Origin of the sequence: Kluyvera sp. CHPC 1.251, assembly GCF_036759945.1 — a bacterium.
Taxonomy (GTDB): Bacteria; Pseudomonadota; Gammaproteobacteria; order Enterobacterales; family Enterobacteriaceae; genus Kluyvera; species Kluyvera sichuanensis.
In genome coordinates this window covers 264278-280276 of the sequence record NZ_JAPKIC010000001.1, presented here as the reverse complement: position 1 = coordinate 280276, position 15999 = coordinate 264278, and the positions used below count along the sequence as shown (strand labels likewise).

The window sequence follows — 15999 nt, the reverse complement described above, 5'->3', positions numbered from 1 at the left end:
CGCGCCGTCGTCAAATAGCATCAGGCGTCGGCGTTTTCCTGCACGATGGCATGCTCACTCCAGCCCTGCGGCAGCGGCTGCGGGCGGCGTATGCGCAAATCGTTAAGCGTGAGTCCCCTCACCCCGTTGGCGTACAGCGCAGGCAGGCCGCCCGGATAGGCATCCACGCCCCAGGCGCGGCCAGTTTGTGGGTTCACGCGGTAGGCGTTGTCGAGCCCCATCCCGGTTGGGCTTGCGGGGTTGCACGGCGGACGAATGTCATAGCAGCCCTGCTCATCGGACGGGCCGGTAAGCTGCTGCAATGAAAGCCCGTTGAAGGTGACGTGGCGGATATCGCCCGGCGTTTCCGCGTGCAGGTTGATGGCCCCTTCACTCACCCCAGAAAGCTGGCTGAAGGTAATGTCCTCAACCCTTCCCGGCTGCACCTGCGGGTCGCGGTGGCGCACCGAGATAAATACCGGGTCGGCTTTGCCCCAGTGGCACGGGTGGCCGTGACGGCAGTCGAACAGGATGTTGCTGAAGATCATCTGGCTGAACTGGCCGCCGTCGCGGGAGACCAGGCCAATGCCGCGGTTGGACTCAAAGATTGAGCAGTTATGCACCGCGATATGGCTGATGTCGGCGAAGGTTTCGGTGCCAATTTTGATGGCGCAGCTTTTCGAGCGGATCAGGCAGTTGCTGACCACCACGTGGCGCGTCGGCTGCTGAAGCCCTTCTGGCTTACGGGTAGTTTTCACGCAGATGCCATCATCGGCGGCGCTGAAGTAGCTGTCGCTGATATGCACGTGCTGGCAGCTGTCGATGTCCAGCGCGTCGGTGTTGGAGAGCGCCAGATCGTTATCAATGGTCAGGTTCTGGATAAACACCTGGTTGCAGCTCACCAGATGTGCGGTCCACATCGGCGAGTCGCTGATGGTGATATCGCGGATGCGCACCTGCTGGCAGCCTTCCAGCACCAGCATGCGTGGGCGCATGGTTTTCGGCTGGCGGTAGCCCTGGGCATCGGCGCTGGCAGAAAACCAGGCGTTGGCACCGCCCGTCAGGCAGCCCTCACCGCTGAGCGTAATGTGGTGAGCGTTGCGCGCATAAATCAGCGCCATGCGGGACAGTTCGGCGACGGTTTGCGTCAGCTCAGCGGGATAATCCTCAGCATGAGGGCTCGCCAGCAGGCGCGCCCCGGCTTCCAGATGCAGGGTAAAGTTCGACGGCAGGACCAGCGTGCCGGTCATCCAGTCGCCCGGAGAGACCACCAGCGTGCCGCCACCCGCGCGGTCGATTTCATCAATCAACTGCTGAAGCTGCGCGGTAAGCGGGGTGTTGCCGCTGCGGTCGAGGGCGGTGTTATGCAATGAAATCTTCATGTAGCTACCTGCGTAGGTTGAGATAGCTGCATTTAACGCGGTTCCGCCGATTCTCTCGCCGGGCAGATAGGGGCTTTTTTACGTATTAGTGAATGGCATCACGCCGGTTATGGCCCCCGGTCATCGCTTTTGAGCAAGCGCACAAAACGGCGAGGCGGCGGGATTTGATGAGTGACGGCGGTCACATATTGATTGAGTTTGGTGGGAGAAAAGCGGTGGGTTGACGCAGATAGAGAAGAAATGGGGGATAAATTGGGAGGAGGATCACAAAGCGGTGCGGGAGTCAGGGTTGGGGGATTGCCCCCTCACCCTAACCCTCTCCCCAAGGGGGAGAGGGAACCGTTCGGTGTGGTCTGGAGGTTTGCACACTCCCTCTCCCTTTTAGGGAGAGGGTCGGGGTGAGGGTAATCCTTACAGCAGCTCGAACTCGCCCTGCTTCACGCGCGCTGAATCCACACCGATAAAGACGTTAAACTTGCCCGGCTCCGCCGCGTACTTCATCTGCTGGTTCCAGAACTTCAGCGCGTTGACGTCAATCGGGAAGCTGACGGTCTGGGTTTCACCCGGCTTGAGGGTCACTTTCTCAAACCCTTTCAGCTGCTTAACCGGACGGCTCATTGAGGCGGTGACATCCTGCAAATACATCTGGATAACCGTTGCCCCTTCACGCTTGCCGGTATTGGTCACCTGCACGCTGGCGGTCACGCTGCCGCCCGCTTTCATGGTTGGCGCGGACAGCTTCACGTCGGAGACCGAGAAGGTGGTGTAGCTCAGGCCGTAGCCAAACGGATAGAGCGGGCCGTTCGCTTCATCAAAGTAGCGCGAGGTGTACTTGTTCGGCTTGTCGGCATTGTACGGGCGACCGGTGTTCAGGTGGCTGTAGTACTGCGGGATCTGCCCCACGGAGCGCGGGAAGGACATCGGCAGCTTACCGGACGGGTTGTAGTCGCCAAACAGCACGTCGGCGATAGCGTTACCGCCTTCGGTACCAGCAAACCAGGTTTCCAGAATGGCGTCAGCCTGCTGATCTTCTTTCACCAGCGTCAGCGGACGCCCGTTCATCAGCACTAAGACCAGCGGTTTGCCGGTGGCTTTCAGCGCGGCAATCAGATCCTGCTGGCTTTTCGGAATGGAAAGCTCAGTGCGGCTGGAGGCTTCATGCGCCATCCCCTGCGCTTCCCCGACCACGGCAACAACAACATCGGACTGTTTCGCCGCTTCAACCGCTTCATCAATCATCGCCTGCGGCGAGCGCGGGTCAATTTTTACCGCTTCTTCGTACAGGTTCAGGAAATCGACGATGCCTTTGTCGTTGGTAACGTTAGCCCCTTTGGCATACACCACTTTGCCTTCGTTGCCCATGACGTTCTTGATACCGGTCAACACGGTCACCGACTGCGCGGCAACGCCTGCGGCAGACCAGCTACCCATCACGTCGCGTTGGCTATCGGCCAGCGGGCCAACTACAGCAACAGTGACATTTTTCTTCAGCGGCAGGGTTTCCAGACGGTTTTTCAGCAGCACCAGGCTCTGACGCGCGACTTCACGCGCTTCGGTGCGGTGCAGGCGGCTTTCCGCGTTGGTGTCCTGCGGGTCAGAATCTTTCGGCCCTAAGTGGCTGTACGGGTCGTTAAACAGCCCCATATCATATTTGACGTTCAGCACGTGGCGCGTGGCATCGTCGAGTTCCGCCATCGTTACCTTGCCCGACTTAATCAACCCCGGCAGGTATTTGCTGTAGAACTCGTCGCTCATGCTCATGTCGATACCGGCTTTCAGCGCGACGCGTACCGCATCTTCCGGGTCGGCGGCCACGCCGTGTTTAATCAGCTCTTTGATGGCCCCGTGGTCGGAAACGGTAATACCTTTAAAGCCCCACTGCTTACGCAATACGTCTTTCATCAACCAGGCGTCGGCGGTGGCCGGTGTGCCGTTCAGGGAGTTCAGGCCGATCATTACCGCGCCGCTGCCAGCATCCAGCCCTGCTTTGTACGGCGGCATATAGTCGTTGAACAGGCGCTGCGGGCTCATGTCGACGGTGTTGTACTCTTTACCGCCTTCGACCGCACCGTAGGCTGCGAAGTGCTTCACGCTGGTCATCACCGAGTAGCGGTCTGCCGGGCTTTTACCCTGCATCGCGCCGACCATGGTTTCACCCATGATGGAGGTCAAATAGGTATCTTCGCCAAAGCCTTCAGACGCTCGGCCCCAGCGCGGGTCGCGGGACACGTCGACCATCGGCGCCCAGGTCATGTTCAGGCCGTCGTCGGCCGCTTCATAGGCCGAAATGCGGCCCACGGTTTTCACCGCATCGAGGTTAAAAGTAGAGGCGAGCCCTAAGCTTATCGGGAAGACGGTACGCTGACCGTGCACCACGTCATAGGCGAAGAACAGCGGAATTTTCAGGCGGCTAAGGGACATCACCTGATCCTGCATGGCGCGGATATCCTGGCGGGTAACGGTGTTAAAAATCGCCCCGACCTGCCCTTCTTTAATCATGTCGCGAATGGCTTCTTTCGGGTTGTCCGGTCCGACGCTAATCAGGCGCAGCTGACCGATTTTTTCATCGACCGTCATCTTCTTAAGCAAACCGGTCACAAAGGCGTCACGCGCCTGCGGCGTGAGTGGGTGGTTGCCGAACAGATCCTCCGCCAGAGCGGGTTGCAGCGCCAGGCTCACGGCGACGCCAACAGAAAGTAGCCATTTCATATTCTTGTAATCTCTTTATTCCATGCCGAATAGCGCGGCGAGAGTCGATGAAAAAACGCAGTTTGCCATAAACTTAAATGACGGCGGTACAGAAAGCTAAGGTTATTCTCTGATTTTTAGAAACATTCACTCACCAAATGATCATACAAAGCGCTATTCTTAGAAACGACAAATTTGTCTCGCCACAAGGAGTGGAGAATGTCTTCTCAAACCACAACTGATAATAATGCGCTGATTAACGAACTCTCCCGCCTGGTTGGTCATGCCCACCTGCTGACCGACCCCGCTAAAACCGCTCGCTATCGCAAAGGCTTCCGTTCTGGCCACGGCGACGCGCTGGCCGTGGTCTTCCCCGGCTCCCTGCTTGAGCTGTGGCGCGTGCTGAACGCCTGCGTCAACGCCGACAAAATTATTCTGATGCAGGCCGCCAACACCGGTCTGACCGAAGGTTCAACCCCAAGCGGCAACGACTACGACCGCGATATCGTCATTATCAGCACCCTGCGCCTCGATAAGCTGCACCTGCTGGATAACGGCGAGCAGGTACTGGCATGGCCGGGAACTACGCTCTATTCGCTGGAAAAAGCGCTGAAGCCCTTTGGCCGTGAGCCGCACTCGGTAATCGGTTCTTCCTGTATCGGCGCCTCGGTGATTGGCGGTATCTGCAACAACTCCGGCGGTTCGCTGGTGCAGCGCGGCCCGGCCTATACCGAAATGTCGCTGTTTGCGCGCATTGATGAACAAGGCAAGCTGACGTTGGTTAACCATCTGGGCATTGACCTTGGCGAGACCCCGGAGCAGATCCTCAGCAAGCTTGACGACGAGCGCGTCAAAGACAGCGATGTGCAGCACGATGGTCGCCACGCTCATGACTATGACTACGTGAACCGCGTGCGCGACGTGAACGCGGATACGCCAGCGCGCTATAACGCAGACCCTGAACGTCTGTTTGAATCCTCCGGCTGTGCGGGCAAGCTGGCGGTATTTGCGGTGCGCCTCGACACCTTCCCGGCGGAAAAACGTCAGCAGGTGTTCTATATCGGCACCAATCAGCCTGACGTGCTGACCGAGATTCGCCGCCATATTCTGGCCGAGTTCAAAAACCTGCCGGTCGCGGGCGAATATATGCACCGCGATATCTACGATATTGCTGAGCAGTACGGCAAAGATACCTTCCTGATGATCGACAAGCTCGGCACCGACAAAATGCCGTTCTTCTTCACCATGAAGGGTCGCGCAGATGCGATGCTGGAAAAAGTGTCGCTGTTCAAGCCGCACTTCACCGACCGCTTTATGCAAAAGCTGGGGCACGCCTTCCCGGCGCATCTGCCGGAGCGCATGAAAACCTGGCGCGATAAGTACGAGCATCACCTGCTGCTGAAAATGTCCGGTGACGGCATTGATGAAGCGCAGGCGTGGCTGACCGAATACTTTAAAGATGCAGAAGGTGACTTCTTCGTCTGCACGCCAGAAGAAGGCAGCAAAGCGTTCCTGCACCGCTTCGCGGCGGCGGGCGCGGCCATCCGCTACCAGGCGGTTCACGCCGATGAGGTGGAAGATATTCTGGCGCTGGATATCGCGCTGCGCCGTAACGATACGGAGTGGTTTGAGCATCTGCCGGCAGAGATCGACAGCAAGCTGGTGCATAAGCTCTATTACGGGCACTTTATGTGTTACGTGTTCCACCAGGATTATATCGTCAAGAAAGGGGTCGATCCGCACGAGGTCAAAGAGCAGATGCTGGCCCTGCTGCGGGAGCGCGGCGCGCAGTACCCTGCGGAGCATAACGTGGGGCATCTGTATGAAGCAGATGAAAACCTGAAGCGCCATTATCGCGAGAACGACCCCACCAACAGCATGAACCCGGGGATCGGTAAAACCAGTAAGCTCAAATATTGGGGCGAAAAAACCGACGTGTGAGAAGATGTTGGGAGGTTCATTGTAGGCCGGATAAGGCGGATACGCCGCCATCCGGCAACGTGACGCACCATGCCTGATGGCGCTACGCTTATCAGGCCTACATAGCGCCAGATTAACGATGGAAACCATAAGGAATACAATGATGTCTACGCTTGATGTCACCCGCGACGGCGATGTTGAAATCCGTGACGCGCAGGCTGACGATGTCCAAGCCATTGCCGCACTGTATGCCTGGCACGTTCTTAATGGCCGCGCCTCGTTTGAAGAGGTGCCGCCGTCCATTGATGAAATGCAGCAGCGGATGCGCAGTATTCAGGAACAGGGCCTGCCGTGGCTGGTGGCACTCTATCGCGGCGAAGTGGTCGGTTACTGCTATGCAAACCACTACCGCCCTCGCCCGGCCTACCGTTACACCCTTGAAGAATCTATCTACGTCGACACCACCATGACGGCGCACGGCATCGGCAGTCGCCTGTTAACGGCGTTGATTACGATTTGTGAGCAAGGTCCGTGGCGGCAACTGCTGGCAGTGATTGGCGATGGCAATAACAATACCGGTTCGCTGCGCCTGCATAAAAAGCACGGTTTCGAGGTGGTGGGTCAACTGCGTAGCGTGGGCTACAAGATGGGTGACTGGCGGGATACGGTAATCATGCAGCGTCCACTCAACGACGGTGACTGGACGCTGCCCGAGTAATTAATCGTCCTGGGTGGTCTGCCCGCTCTTCTGGGCTCTGGCGATATCGCCTTCCACCTGGGCTTCCTTCTGCTTTTTATAGCTCAGCGCGGCCGCAGGTACCGGCATCACTTTCCCGGTTTCTACCCAGGTACGCAGACGGCTGGCGTCGGCGAAGTGGGTAAATTTACCGAACGCATCCATTACCACCATCGCCACCGGGCGCTTGTTCATCACGGTGCGCATCACCAGGCAGTGACCCGCGGCGTTGGTAAAACCGGTTTTGGTCAGCTGAATGCTCCAGTTATCGCGATACACCAGATGGTTGGTATTGCGGAACGGCAGCGTGTAGGCCGGATGGGCGAAGGTCGCGGTGTCTTCTTTGGTGGTGCTGAGCTGACCAATCAGCGGGTACTGTTTGGTGGCGATCAGCAGCTTCGTCAGGTCACGCGCGGTCGACACGTTATGAATCGACAGCCCGGTTGGCTCAACGTAGCGGGTATTGGTCATCCCCAGCGATTTTGCCTTGGCGTTCATCGCCCGGATAAACGCGTCATAGCCGCCAGGATAATGGTGAGCCAGGCTCGCCGCCGCACGGTTTTCTGAAGACATCAGCGCCAGCAGCAGCATATTTTTACGGCTGATCTGGCTGTTCAGACGCACGCGGGAGTAAATCCCTTTCATCTCTGGCGTGTGGCTGATATCCACCGTCAGGATCTCATCCAGCGGCAAATGCGCGTCCAGCACCACCATCGCCGTCATCAGCTTGGTGATAGAGGCCATCGGGCGCACCAGATCCGGCTGGTTGGCGTAAATAACTTTGTTCGTTTCAAGATCAACAATCATCGCGCTACCGGAAGCAATTTCCGGCTGCGAGGCAACGGCGGTGACGGCCGTTTTAGCACTCGCCTGAGGCGCAAAAGGCAAAGCCAGCACAAAGGCAAGGCTCAGCAGGGAAACGCGAAATTTCTGCATGGTGAGTATTCTGGTGGTTATTTATGCACATTATGATAGACAACCGCCTCGTACCTAAGGGGTACGAAGCGGAATGGCTCATCATAGCGCGGAGTACGCGGCATCTACCAGAAAAGAATAGTGAATAAATGCTGCATTGCTGACGGAATCTACATTCACATCAGCAATGCATTCAGCGAGTTAAAACAGCCTGTATCCGTAGCCCCACAGCACCACGGTCAGCGCCAGCAGTACTTCGAGTACCAGCACCCCAATTGCCAGGGTGGAACTGGCAAAGCTCAGCCCCTCTTCCCGGTTAATATTGAGGAAGGTAGGAATACCGACGTAGAGCAAATACCCGGTGTAGAACAGCGCTACCGTTCCCACCAGCGCGCACAACCACACCAGCGGATAGAGCGCGACGATACCGCTCAGGAAGATTGGCGTCGCCACGTAGCCGGCAAACACCATACAGCGCTTGAGTGAAGGACGTTGCGGGTAGTTGCGCGCCATCCACCAGATAACCCGGCCCATCACCGCTACGCCCGCCAGCATCAGCGCGTAGAAGAGTATCGCCAGCCCAATCCCGGTCATCAGTGAAAGCCTGACCACGGTGCCTTCGCCAAAGTTCCAGCCAAGCTGGGTGGTACCGATAAACGCGCACACCACCGGAATGGCCGCCATCACCAGCACATGATGCATATAGTGGTGAGAGACGGTTTCGTTCTCACTACGGATCACATGCATCTCTTTATCAGGGTGGGAGAAGAGTCCCCATACATGGTTCATAACGCCTCCTCAGCACGGCTTCGTACCACGTTGCTCTAAGTATAATTCACATAAATAGATTGTTTTATGTACAACGAAAAAAATAGACGCAGCCGCACTTCTCGCGTGAGGGTGTATGATTAAAGGATTGATGCAGTAAGGAGTGAGTGTTTGCATGGATATCAATAACCTGATTTCCCACTATGGTTACGCTGCGCTGGTGATTGGCAGTATGGCGGAGGGCGAAACGATTACGCTGCTCGGCGGGGTGGTGGCGCATCAGGGTCTGTTAAAATTTCCGCTAGTGGTCATTTCTGTAGCGCTGGGCGGTATGATTGGCGACCAGTTGCTGTACCTGCTTGGTCGGCGGTTTGGTGGGCGGCTGCTTAAACGTTTTTCACGCCACCAGGCGCGCATTCGCAAGGCACAGCGGCTGATTAAAAGCCGTCCCTACCTGTTCGTGATTGGCACCCGCTTTATGTACGGTTTCCGCGTCATTGGGCCGCTGCTGATTGGCGCCAGCGGTTTGCCGCCGAAGATCTTCCTGCCGCTGAATATTCTGGGCGCGTTAATCTGGGCGCTGCTGTTCACCACGCTTGGGTACCTTGGCGGTGAAGCCATTGGCCCGTGGCTGCATCATCTGGATAAACATCTGAAGCATCTCATCTGGCTGGTGCTGGTGGTCGCGCTGGTGATTGCCGTTCGTTGGTGGATGAAGCATCGCGAAGCGAAAAAACCGCAGGAATAAACCCGGCATGGGCCGGGTTATAGGTAGCCCGGCCGAGTAACGCGACGCCGGGAATCACGCAAAACTTAAAACGAATACTGCACGCCCACACGATAACGCGTCTGACGCTCGTCGGTCGTATTGCGCACAGAGACGTTACCAATTTCCACATACGGCTTCCAGTTTTTATCGATACTGTAGGCCGTTTTAACGTTCAGCTCGTAGTCATCTTTACCGTTATCATAGCGATTAAAATCTTCGCTCTTTTTATAAAGGTAGTTACCTTCAAATGCCCACGCCCCGGTTTTATAACCCAGCCACACGTCACCGCGGTTAATATGTTCATCGTCTTTATCTTCAGAAGTGTCACGCACATATTCATAGCGATATCGCGCCGCCAGATAAATACCATTACTAAAATTATATTGCCCACGAATATACGGTTTATAAATTGATTTTGACGAAGAGGTCTCTAATGCCAGGCCGGGTTGAATCGTTATTTCCGGCGTCGCATTAAACTGATAGCTCACCACATATTCGCTACCATTATCAACGACGTCATTAAACGCTTTCCGAGAATGTTCACCGCCCGATTTGCTTTTTGCCTCAACCGAGAAGCCAAAGCCGTTAGCAAAGCGGTGTGATATCAGCACCCTGTCCTTCTGCGCCTGACTGTCGTCAGTATACTCATGGCGTAGATCGATAGTGACCGCCTGTGCGTATGCGCTGGCAAAGGCCAGCATCCCAAAGGTTATTACTTTTTTCACGCAATCGTCCTCAGTTGTTATCGTTAACTCCAAAGCGGTGAGGAACTGGCTTTAATATTTAAAATATGAATACAAAAAGGTGTAGGGTATTTATTATCAATAAAAGAATATTCTTTCTTCGGAGGGCGATACTAGTGGTGAGTACATTAGGTGTCATTAATTTAAATCAAAATACGTGATCGCAAACATATTTTAATGCAATATTGATGGTGATTTTTAATAAAGTTAAAAATCAAATGCTGAGGGTGGATATTAGCGAGTGATATTATTTAATCTAAGTATTTATTTTCCACTTCCCCCTGTATGAATAATACAGGGGGAAAGTAACACGAGGTTGGTTATTTTTCTTCGCTGATGTGGTAGCCACCGCCCAGCGCCGAGGTCAGTTGGATGCTGGCATCGATCCACTGGCCGTGCAGGCGTAACGCGTTCACGCGCTCCTGCAGAGCGGGCAATTTAGCAAGGCTGACTTTAGAACCCGGAATAATCCCGGCGTTCATCCGCGCCTGCGCCAGCGTCACCACACGCTGCGCGTCTTTTTCAACCTGCTGTTGCTGCTGGTTTTTCTCCATCAGTGTCTCAACCTGGCTGGCGGTTTTCGCCACCTGGTTTACCGCATCCACCACCGCTTTATTATATTTAGCAATGGAGAGATTGTTCTGCGCATTGGCGATATCAAGGTTAGCGTTCAGACGGCCGCTATCGAAGATAGGTAGCGTCAGCCCGGCGGTCACGCCCATCTGGTTGGCCGAGCTACGGAACAGATCGCTTAAGTGCAAGGCATCCTGTTGCAGGAAAGCCATCAGGTTGATGTCTGGGTAGAACGCCGCTTTCGCCGCGTCGATCTCACTCAGCGACGCTTCGATATACCAGTGTGCTTCCTGCAGATCCGGACGACGCGCCAGCAGATCGTAGCCTAAGCGAGCCGGCATTTTGCTGGCGACCGCTGGCAGGTCGACCTTACGCAGATTCAGCGACTGGCTCTGGCTGTTGGTCAGCGCCATCAGCCGCGCCTCAATCTCTTTCATATTGCCAGCCACGTCGGTCAACTGCTGGTCGGTTTTGCTGACGTTAATATCATTCTCTGCCCCTTCGGCGGAGTTGGTCAGTCCGTGCTGATACAGCTCGGTATCCACGGTCACGATATTATTCTGTTCGCTTTTCACCTGCTCTAACACGTCGCGAATCGCCGCTTCGGTCTGCCACTGCCAGTACAAACGCGCCACGCTGCTGGAGAGCAGTTCCTGGGTTTGCGCCCGCTCGGCAACCTGCGCCTTCACTTCACCGATACGCGCCTTCACCTGCGCGCGGTTTTTACCCCACAGGTCGAGATCCCATCCGGCGGTCAGGCCGAACGTACCGTTGGTGTACCACGGACCGGTATTGCCGTCAGTGTCGGTGGCAAACGGCCCCATCAGGCCTTCAGAGGACATTTTCTGGCGTTCAAGGTTACCGCCGAAATCCACTTCCGGGCCCAGTGACGACTTCGACATCCGCGCCTGTGCTTCGGCCAGCTTGATGCGCTGATCGGCAATCTGCATATCCGGCGCATTTGCCAGCGCGCGGGTAATTAAGCTGTTCAACTGTGCGTCGTGGTAGCCCTGCCACCAGTTACTCTGCGGCCAGCCGTTTTGCACCGCCGCAGGGAGCTCCGTTGAAACGTTCGAGGCCGGAACCTGCTGTTTAACAGGACTACCAATATCGTGCGAAGGAGCACAGCCAGCCAGCGCGATGAGCAGGGGTAAACCAGACAACACGCTTTTTTTCAGAGTTAAGTTCATTTGAGAGGTCAGGTTACAAAAGAAGGAGGTTTATATTAATTTAAATGCAGCCAATCCTTTTAGTAAAGCGTGTGGGAACATAATTTGACATACTTAGTGACAGTCAAAAATTATTAAATTTCATGGAGTAGAAATGAGTCAGAATATTTATGACAACCCTGATTTCTTCGCCGGGTACGCCACGCTTGACCGTTCGGTTAAAGGGCTCGCCGGTGCGCCGGAATGGGCCACCATAGTACACATGATGCCCACGCTGGCCGGTCAGCGGGTGGTGGATCTTGGCTGCGGCTACGGCTGGTTTTGCCGCTGGGCGCGCGACCAGGATGCCGCTAAGGTTACCGGGCTGGATCTCTCCAGCCTCATGCTGGAACGGGCACGAGAGATGACCCACGATGCGGGAATTGAATACCGCTGCGAAGATTTGCAAACCCTCACCCTTGCCGCCAATAGCTGCGACGTCGTTTACAGCTCGCTAGCGCTGCACTATTTGCCCGATATCACCTCGCTGCTCACCTGTGTATATCATGCTCTGACGCCGGGCGGTACGCTGTTGTTTTCCGCCGAGCATCCTATTTATACCGCCCCGCTTAAGCAGGGTTGGCAGGAAGATGAGCAGGGGCAGAAAAGCTGGCCGGTGAGTCATTATCAGCAGGAAGGCGAGCGTATCAGCAATTGGTTTGCCGACGGCGTGAAGAAGCAGCACCGGACGCTTGGCAGTTGGATTAACGCGCTGGTAGCCGCCGGCTTTGTGATTGAATGCCTGAACGAGTGGGGGCCAACCGCGGAGCAGATTGCCGCCAACCCGGCGCTGGATGAAGAGAAAGAACGCCCGATGATTTTTATTCTGCGCGCGCGTAAGCCGGTGTGAGTTGGGTGAGTGCCGGATGGCGGCTACGCCTTATCCGGCCTGCAAGTGAGCGGTGAGGTTTGTAGGCCGGATAAGCAAAGCGCCATCCGGCAATTCACCGATGCTTACGCTTTCAAACTCGCGCCGTTAGTCGCAATCACCTCTTTATACCAGTCGAAGCTCTTCTTCTTGCTGCGCGCCAGCGTGCCGGTGCCATCGTCGTGACGATCCACGTAGATAAATCCGTAGCGCTTTGAGAGCTCCGCCTTCGAGGCGCTGACCAGGTCAATCGGCCCCCAGCTGGTAAAGCCCATCAGCTCAACGCCGTCTTCAATCGCTTCCCGCGCCTGCACCAGATGGTCATTCAGGTAGCTGATACGGTAGTCATCGTTGATGCTGCCGTCGGCTTCCACTTTATCCTTCGCGCCGAGGCCGTTTTCAACGATAAACAGCGGCTTCTGGTAGCGATCCCACAGCACGTTCAGCAGCGTGCGCAGCCCCAGCGGGTCAATCTGCCAGCCCCACTCCGAGCTTTCCAGATGTGGATTCGGCACCATGTTGAGGATATTGCCGCGCGCTTTCTGGTTCAGTGCTTCGTCGGCGGTCACGCAGCCGGTCATGTAGTAGCTAAACGAGATAAAATCGACGCTTGATTTCAGCGCTTCGCGGTCGGCGTCGGTAATCTCCAGCGCAAAACCGTTGTCACGGAAATAGCGCAGCATATAGCCCGGATACGCCCCGCGCGCCTGTACGTCGCCAAAGAACTGCCAGCCGCGGTTCTCCTGCAGGGTTTTGAACACATCTTCCGGCTTGCAGCTTAGTGGATACATCAGACCGCCCAGCAGCATGTTGCCAATTTTCCCTTCCGGCACAATCTCATGGCAGGCTTTCACCGCCAGCGCGCTCGCCACCAGTTGATGGTGAATGGCCTGATACACCTCAGCTTTGCTGCTATCACTCGGCAAGCCTACGCCGGTCATCGGCGCGTGCAGCGACATGTTGATTTCGTTAAAGGTCAGCCACAGTTTAACCTTGCCTTTGTAGCGCTCGAACACCGTGCGGGCATAACGCTCGAAGAAGCCAATCACCTTGCGGTTGCCCCAGCCGCCGTAGTTTTTCACCAGCGCCCACGGCATTTCATAGTGAGAGAGCGTGACCAGCGGCGTAATGTGATGTTTAGCCATCTCGTCAAACAGCCTGTCGTAAAAGGCCAGACCAGCCTCGTTTGGCTCGGCATCATCACCGTTCGGGAAGATACGCGTCCAGGCAATCGACACGCGCAGGCAGTTAAAGCCCATCTCGGCAAACAGCGCGATATCGTCCGGGTAGCGGTGATAGAAGTCGATGGCGATATCCTTTAAGCCAGCGTCACCCGGCACACGATCAACGACGTCACCAAAAACACCGTGCGGCTGCACATCGGAGGTGGATAACCCTTTGCCATCCTCAAGAAAGGCGCCTTCAACCTGGTTTGCTGCGGTCGCGCCGCCCCAATAAAACGTCTGCGGGAATGCTTTCATCTCTCTCTCCTGTGATTAATGCGTAATGGTCAACAGCGGCTGACCGGCGCTAACCGCGCTGCCTGCAACGATCTCCAGCCCCGGATAATCATCGCTGTTGCTGATAATAATGGGCGTCGCCAGGTCGTAACCGGCGTCCAGAATGGCCTGACGATCGAAAGTAAGCAGCAGATCGCCCGCCCGCACCTTGTCGCCCTCTTTCACGTGGGCGGTGAATGGCGCGCCGTCCAGCTTGACGGTATCAATACCAACGTGGATCAGCAGTTCAATACCGCTGTCGCTCTCAAGACCGATGGCGTGTTTGGTTTGAAAAATCGAGGCCACTTCACCGTTAAAGGGGGCAATCACTTTGCCCTCCGCCGGGATAATCGCCACGCCTTTGCCCAGCAGGCCGCTGGCGAAAGTGGTATCCGGAACATTTTCCAGCGCCAGTACGCTGCCGGTCATCGGTGCCAGCACGTCGTTTTCCGCAGCTTTTGCCACCGCTGCAGGTTCAGAAGCCTTGTGTGGCATCCCGAAGAAATAGGTCAGCGAGCCAGAGAGGATAAAGGCCACCGCCGTACCAATAAGCCCGCCCCATACGCTTGCGTCAATGCCGCTTGCCGGGATCATCTGCGCCGGGAAGAAGATATTCGGCAGGCCAAAAGAGTAGGTCGCGCTGTTGCTGAAGGCGGTAATCGCACCACCGAGGGCGCCTGAGACGCAGCCAAAGATAAACGGGCGACGCAGCGGCAGCGTCAGGCCATAAATCGCCGGTTCGGTAATACCAAAAAGTCCGGCAGAAAACGCAGAGCCCGCCAGTACTTTCTGGCGCACATCGCGGGTGGCGAGGAAAATCCCCAGTACCGCCCCCACCTGCGCCAGCACCGCCGGCAGAATAATCGGCAGCATTGAGTCGTGGCCCAGCACGTTCAGGTTGTTGATCATCAGCGGCACTAGCCCCCAGTGCAGGCCGAAGATAACGCAGACCTGCCACAGCCCGCCCAGCGCGGCCCCTGCCAGCCACGGCGCAACGACGTAAACCGTCTGGTAGCCGTTCGCCAGCATCACGCTAAGCCAGGTAGCGATTGGCCCGATAACCAGAAACGTCAGCGGCACCACAATGGCAAGGCAGATAGCCGGGGTAAAAAAGTTCTTCATCGCCGACGGCAGCAGCGCGTTGCTGCGCCGCTCAATCCAGCAGCACACCCAGGAGGCGAGGATAATCGGGATCACCGAGGAGCTGTAGTTGATAAAGGTGACAGGGATGCCCAGGAAATACTCCGCCGTGGCGCCCGGCAGTTGCCCGGCCTCAAAAGCCTGAATCATCAGCGGATGGGTCAGCGCGCCGCCGATCACCATCGTAATAAACGGGTTACCACCAAACTTTTTCCCGGCGGTGTAGCCGAGGAACAGCGGGAAAAAGAAGAACAGCGCGTCGCTTGCCGCAAACCAGATTTTGTAGGTCGCCTGTTCGGTGTTCAGCCAGCCGCACACCACCGCCAGTGCCAGCAACCCTTTCAACAGACCGGTGGCCGCCATCACGCCGATAAACGGCGCAAAAATACCGGACACCACGTCGATAACCTGGCCCAGCACTGAGGTTTTTTCACCTTTGGCCGCGGCCGGTTCGCTATCGTCGGTAATGCCTGCCGCCTCGCGTACCGCCAGCCAGACATCGTGGACGTGGTTGCCAATCACCACCTGAAACTGACCACCGCTTTCAACCACCATAATCACGCCGGGGTTCGCCTTCAGCGCCTCGGCGTCAGCTTTGCCGCTGTCTTTAAGCTTAAAACGCAGCCGGGTAGCGCAGTGAACCAGACTCACCATATTCTCTTTACCCCCCACGTGGCGGAGAATATCCTGCGCAAGTTCATGATATTTCATACCAAATTCCTTGACCGAGTATAAAAACAAAAAAACCCGAGAACGACGCCAGATGGCGCCGCGCTCGGGTTTTGCCTGCGTTATGCAGTAACAATCCCAC

General features: G+C 56.2%; 12 protein-coding genes. 4 read left to right on the top strand and 8 right to left on the bottom strand.

All coding sequences use genetic code 11. The features are described 5' to 3' along the window. Positions 1 to 20 precede the first annotated feature (20 nt). Both V6940_RS01245 and bglX read right to left on the bottom strand, forming a co-directional pair. Entirely contained in the window at positions 21 to 1361 is a 1341-nt protein-coding gene (locus tag V6940_RS01245; RefSeq protein WP_333494532.1) for a glycoside hydrolase family 28 protein, read from the bottom strand. A gap of 411 nt (positions 1362 to 1772) precedes the next feature. Beyond that, a complete protein-coding gene (gene bglX / locus V6940_RS01240; RefSeq protein WP_333494531.1) occupies positions 1773 to 4070 on the bottom strand; it encodes a beta-glucosidase BglX in 2298 nt (765 codons plus the stop codon). A gap of 198 nt (positions 4071 to 4268) precedes the next feature. Between bglX and dld the strand changes: the two genes are divergently transcribed. Both dld and V6940_RS01230 read left to right on the top strand, forming a co-directional pair. Next, a complete protein-coding gene (dld, locus tag V6940_RS01235) occupies positions 4269 to 5990 on the top strand; it encodes a D-lactate dehydrogenase (RefSeq protein ID WP_333494530.1) in 1722 nt (573 codons plus the stop codon). 142 nt (positions 5991 to 6132) lie between these two features. Continuing rightward, on the top strand, positions 6133 to 6687 hold the full coding sequence (locus V6940_RS01230) for a GNAT family N-acetyltransferase (protein ID WP_333494984.1): 555 nt from the start codon (positions 6133 to 6135) through the stop codon (positions 6685 to 6687). Here V6940_RS01230 and pbpG read toward each other — a convergent pair whose 3' ends face one another. Next, positions 6688 to 7641 carry a D-alanyl-D-alanine endopeptidase gene (gene pbpG / locus V6940_RS01225; protein WP_185666932.1) on the bottom strand — a complete coding sequence of 318 codons (954 nt, stop codon included), beginning with the start codon at positions 7639 to 7641 and terminating at the stop codon, positions 6688 to 6690. A 180-nt stretch (positions 7642 to 7821) separates the two neighbouring features. Next, complete coding sequence (locus V6940_RS01220; protein ID WP_185666931.1) at positions 7822 to 8409, bottom strand: Yip1 family protein; 588 nt, start codon at positions 8407 to 8409, stop codon at positions 7822 to 7824. Positions 8410 to 8563: 154 nt separating this feature from the next. Between V6940_RS01220 and V6940_RS01215 the strand changes: the two genes are divergently transcribed. After that, positions 8564 to 9136 (top strand): DedA family protein, encoded by a 573-nt coding sequence (locus tag V6940_RS01215; RefSeq protein ID WP_185666930.1) that lies wholly within the window; start codon positions 8564 to 8566, stop codon positions 9134 to 9136. Between the two features lie 65 nt (positions 9137 to 9201). Here the strand turns inward: V6940_RS01215 and V6940_RS01210 are convergent, their stop codons facing one another. Together V6940_RS01210 and mdtQ are read right to left on the bottom strand one after the other, a co-directional pair. Then, the gene (locus V6940_RS01210) at positions 9202 to 9858 is read right to left on the bottom strand and encodes an oligogalacturonate-specific porin KdgM family protein (RefSeq protein WP_333494983.1); all 657 of its coding nucleotides are present in this window, start codon (positions 9856 to 9858) and stop codon (positions 9202 to 9204) included. A 362-nt stretch (positions 9859 to 10220) separates the two neighbouring features. Continuing rightward, a complete protein-coding gene (mdtQ, locus tag V6940_RS01205) occupies positions 10221 to 11663 on the bottom strand; it encodes a multidrug resistance outer membrane protein MdtQ (RefSeq protein ID WP_333494529.1) in 1443 nt (480 codons plus the stop codon). Between the two features lie 133 nt (positions 11664 to 11796). On the opposite strand from mdtQ, the gene V6940_RS01200 reads away from it, so the two are divergent. Next, positions 11797 to 12531 carry a class I SAM-dependent methyltransferase gene (locus V6940_RS01200; protein WP_333494528.1) on the top strand — a complete coding sequence of 245 codons (735 nt, stop codon included), beginning with the start codon at positions 11797 to 11799 and terminating at the stop codon, positions 12529 to 12531. 104 nt (positions 12532 to 12635) lie between these two features. Here the strand turns inward: V6940_RS01200 and V6940_RS01195 are convergent, their stop codons facing one another. Next, positions 12636 to 14030, bottom strand: coding sequence for a glycoside hydrolase family 1 protein (locus V6940_RS01195; RefSeq protein WP_333494527.1), 1395 nt, complete (start codon positions 14028 to 14030; stop codon positions 12636 to 12638). A gap of 15 nt (positions 14031 to 14045) precedes the next feature. Then, a complete protein-coding gene (gene bglF, locus V6940_RS01190; RefSeq protein WP_333494982.1) occupies positions 14046 to 15983 on the bottom strand; it encodes a PTS beta-glucoside transporter subunit IIABC in 1938 nt (645 codons plus the stop codon). Positions 15984 to 15999 lie beyond the last annotated feature (16 nt).

Coding starts and splice junctions, on each gene's coding strand:
- V6940_RS01230 (WP_333494984.1), top strand. CDS start 6,133: ATGTCTACGCTTGATGTCACCCGCGACGGCGATGTTGAAATCCGTGAC.
- V6940_RS01215 (WP_185666930.1), top strand. CDS start 8,564: ATGGATATCAATAACCTGATTTCCCACTATGGTTACGCTGCGCTGGTG.
- V6940_RS01220 (WP_185666931.1), bottom strand. CDS start 8,409: ATGAACCATGTATGGGGACTCTTCTCCCACCCTGATAAAGAGATGCAT.
- V6940_RS01200 (WP_333494528.1), top strand. CDS start 11,797: ATGAGTCAGAATATTTATGACAACCCTGATTTCTTCGCCGGGTACGCC.
- bglX (WP_333494531.1), bottom strand. CDS start 4,070: ATGAAATGGCTACTTTCTGTTGGCGTCGCCGTGAGCCTGGCGCTGCAA.
- mdtQ (WP_333494529.1), bottom strand. CDS start 11,663: ATGAACTTAACTCTGAAAAAAAGCGTGTTGTCTGGTTTACCCCTGCTC.
- V6940_RS01245 (WP_333494532.1), bottom strand. CDS start 1,361: ATGAAGATTTCATTGCATAACACCGCCCTCGACCGCAGCGGCAACACC.
- dld (WP_333494530.1), top strand. CDS start 4,269: ATGTCTTCTCAAACCACAACTGATAATAATGCGCTGATTAACGAACTC.
- V6940_RS01210 (WP_333494983.1), bottom strand. CDS start 9,858: ATGCTGGCCTTTGCCAGCGCATACGCACAGGCGGTCACTATCGATCTA.
- pbpG (WP_185666932.1), bottom strand. CDS start 7,641: ATGCAGAAATTTCGCGTTTCCCTGCTGAGCCTTGCCTTTGTGCTGGCT.
- V6940_RS01195 (WP_333494527.1), bottom strand. CDS start 14,030: ATGAAAGCATTCCCGCAGACGTTTTATTGGGGCGGCGCGACCGCAGCA.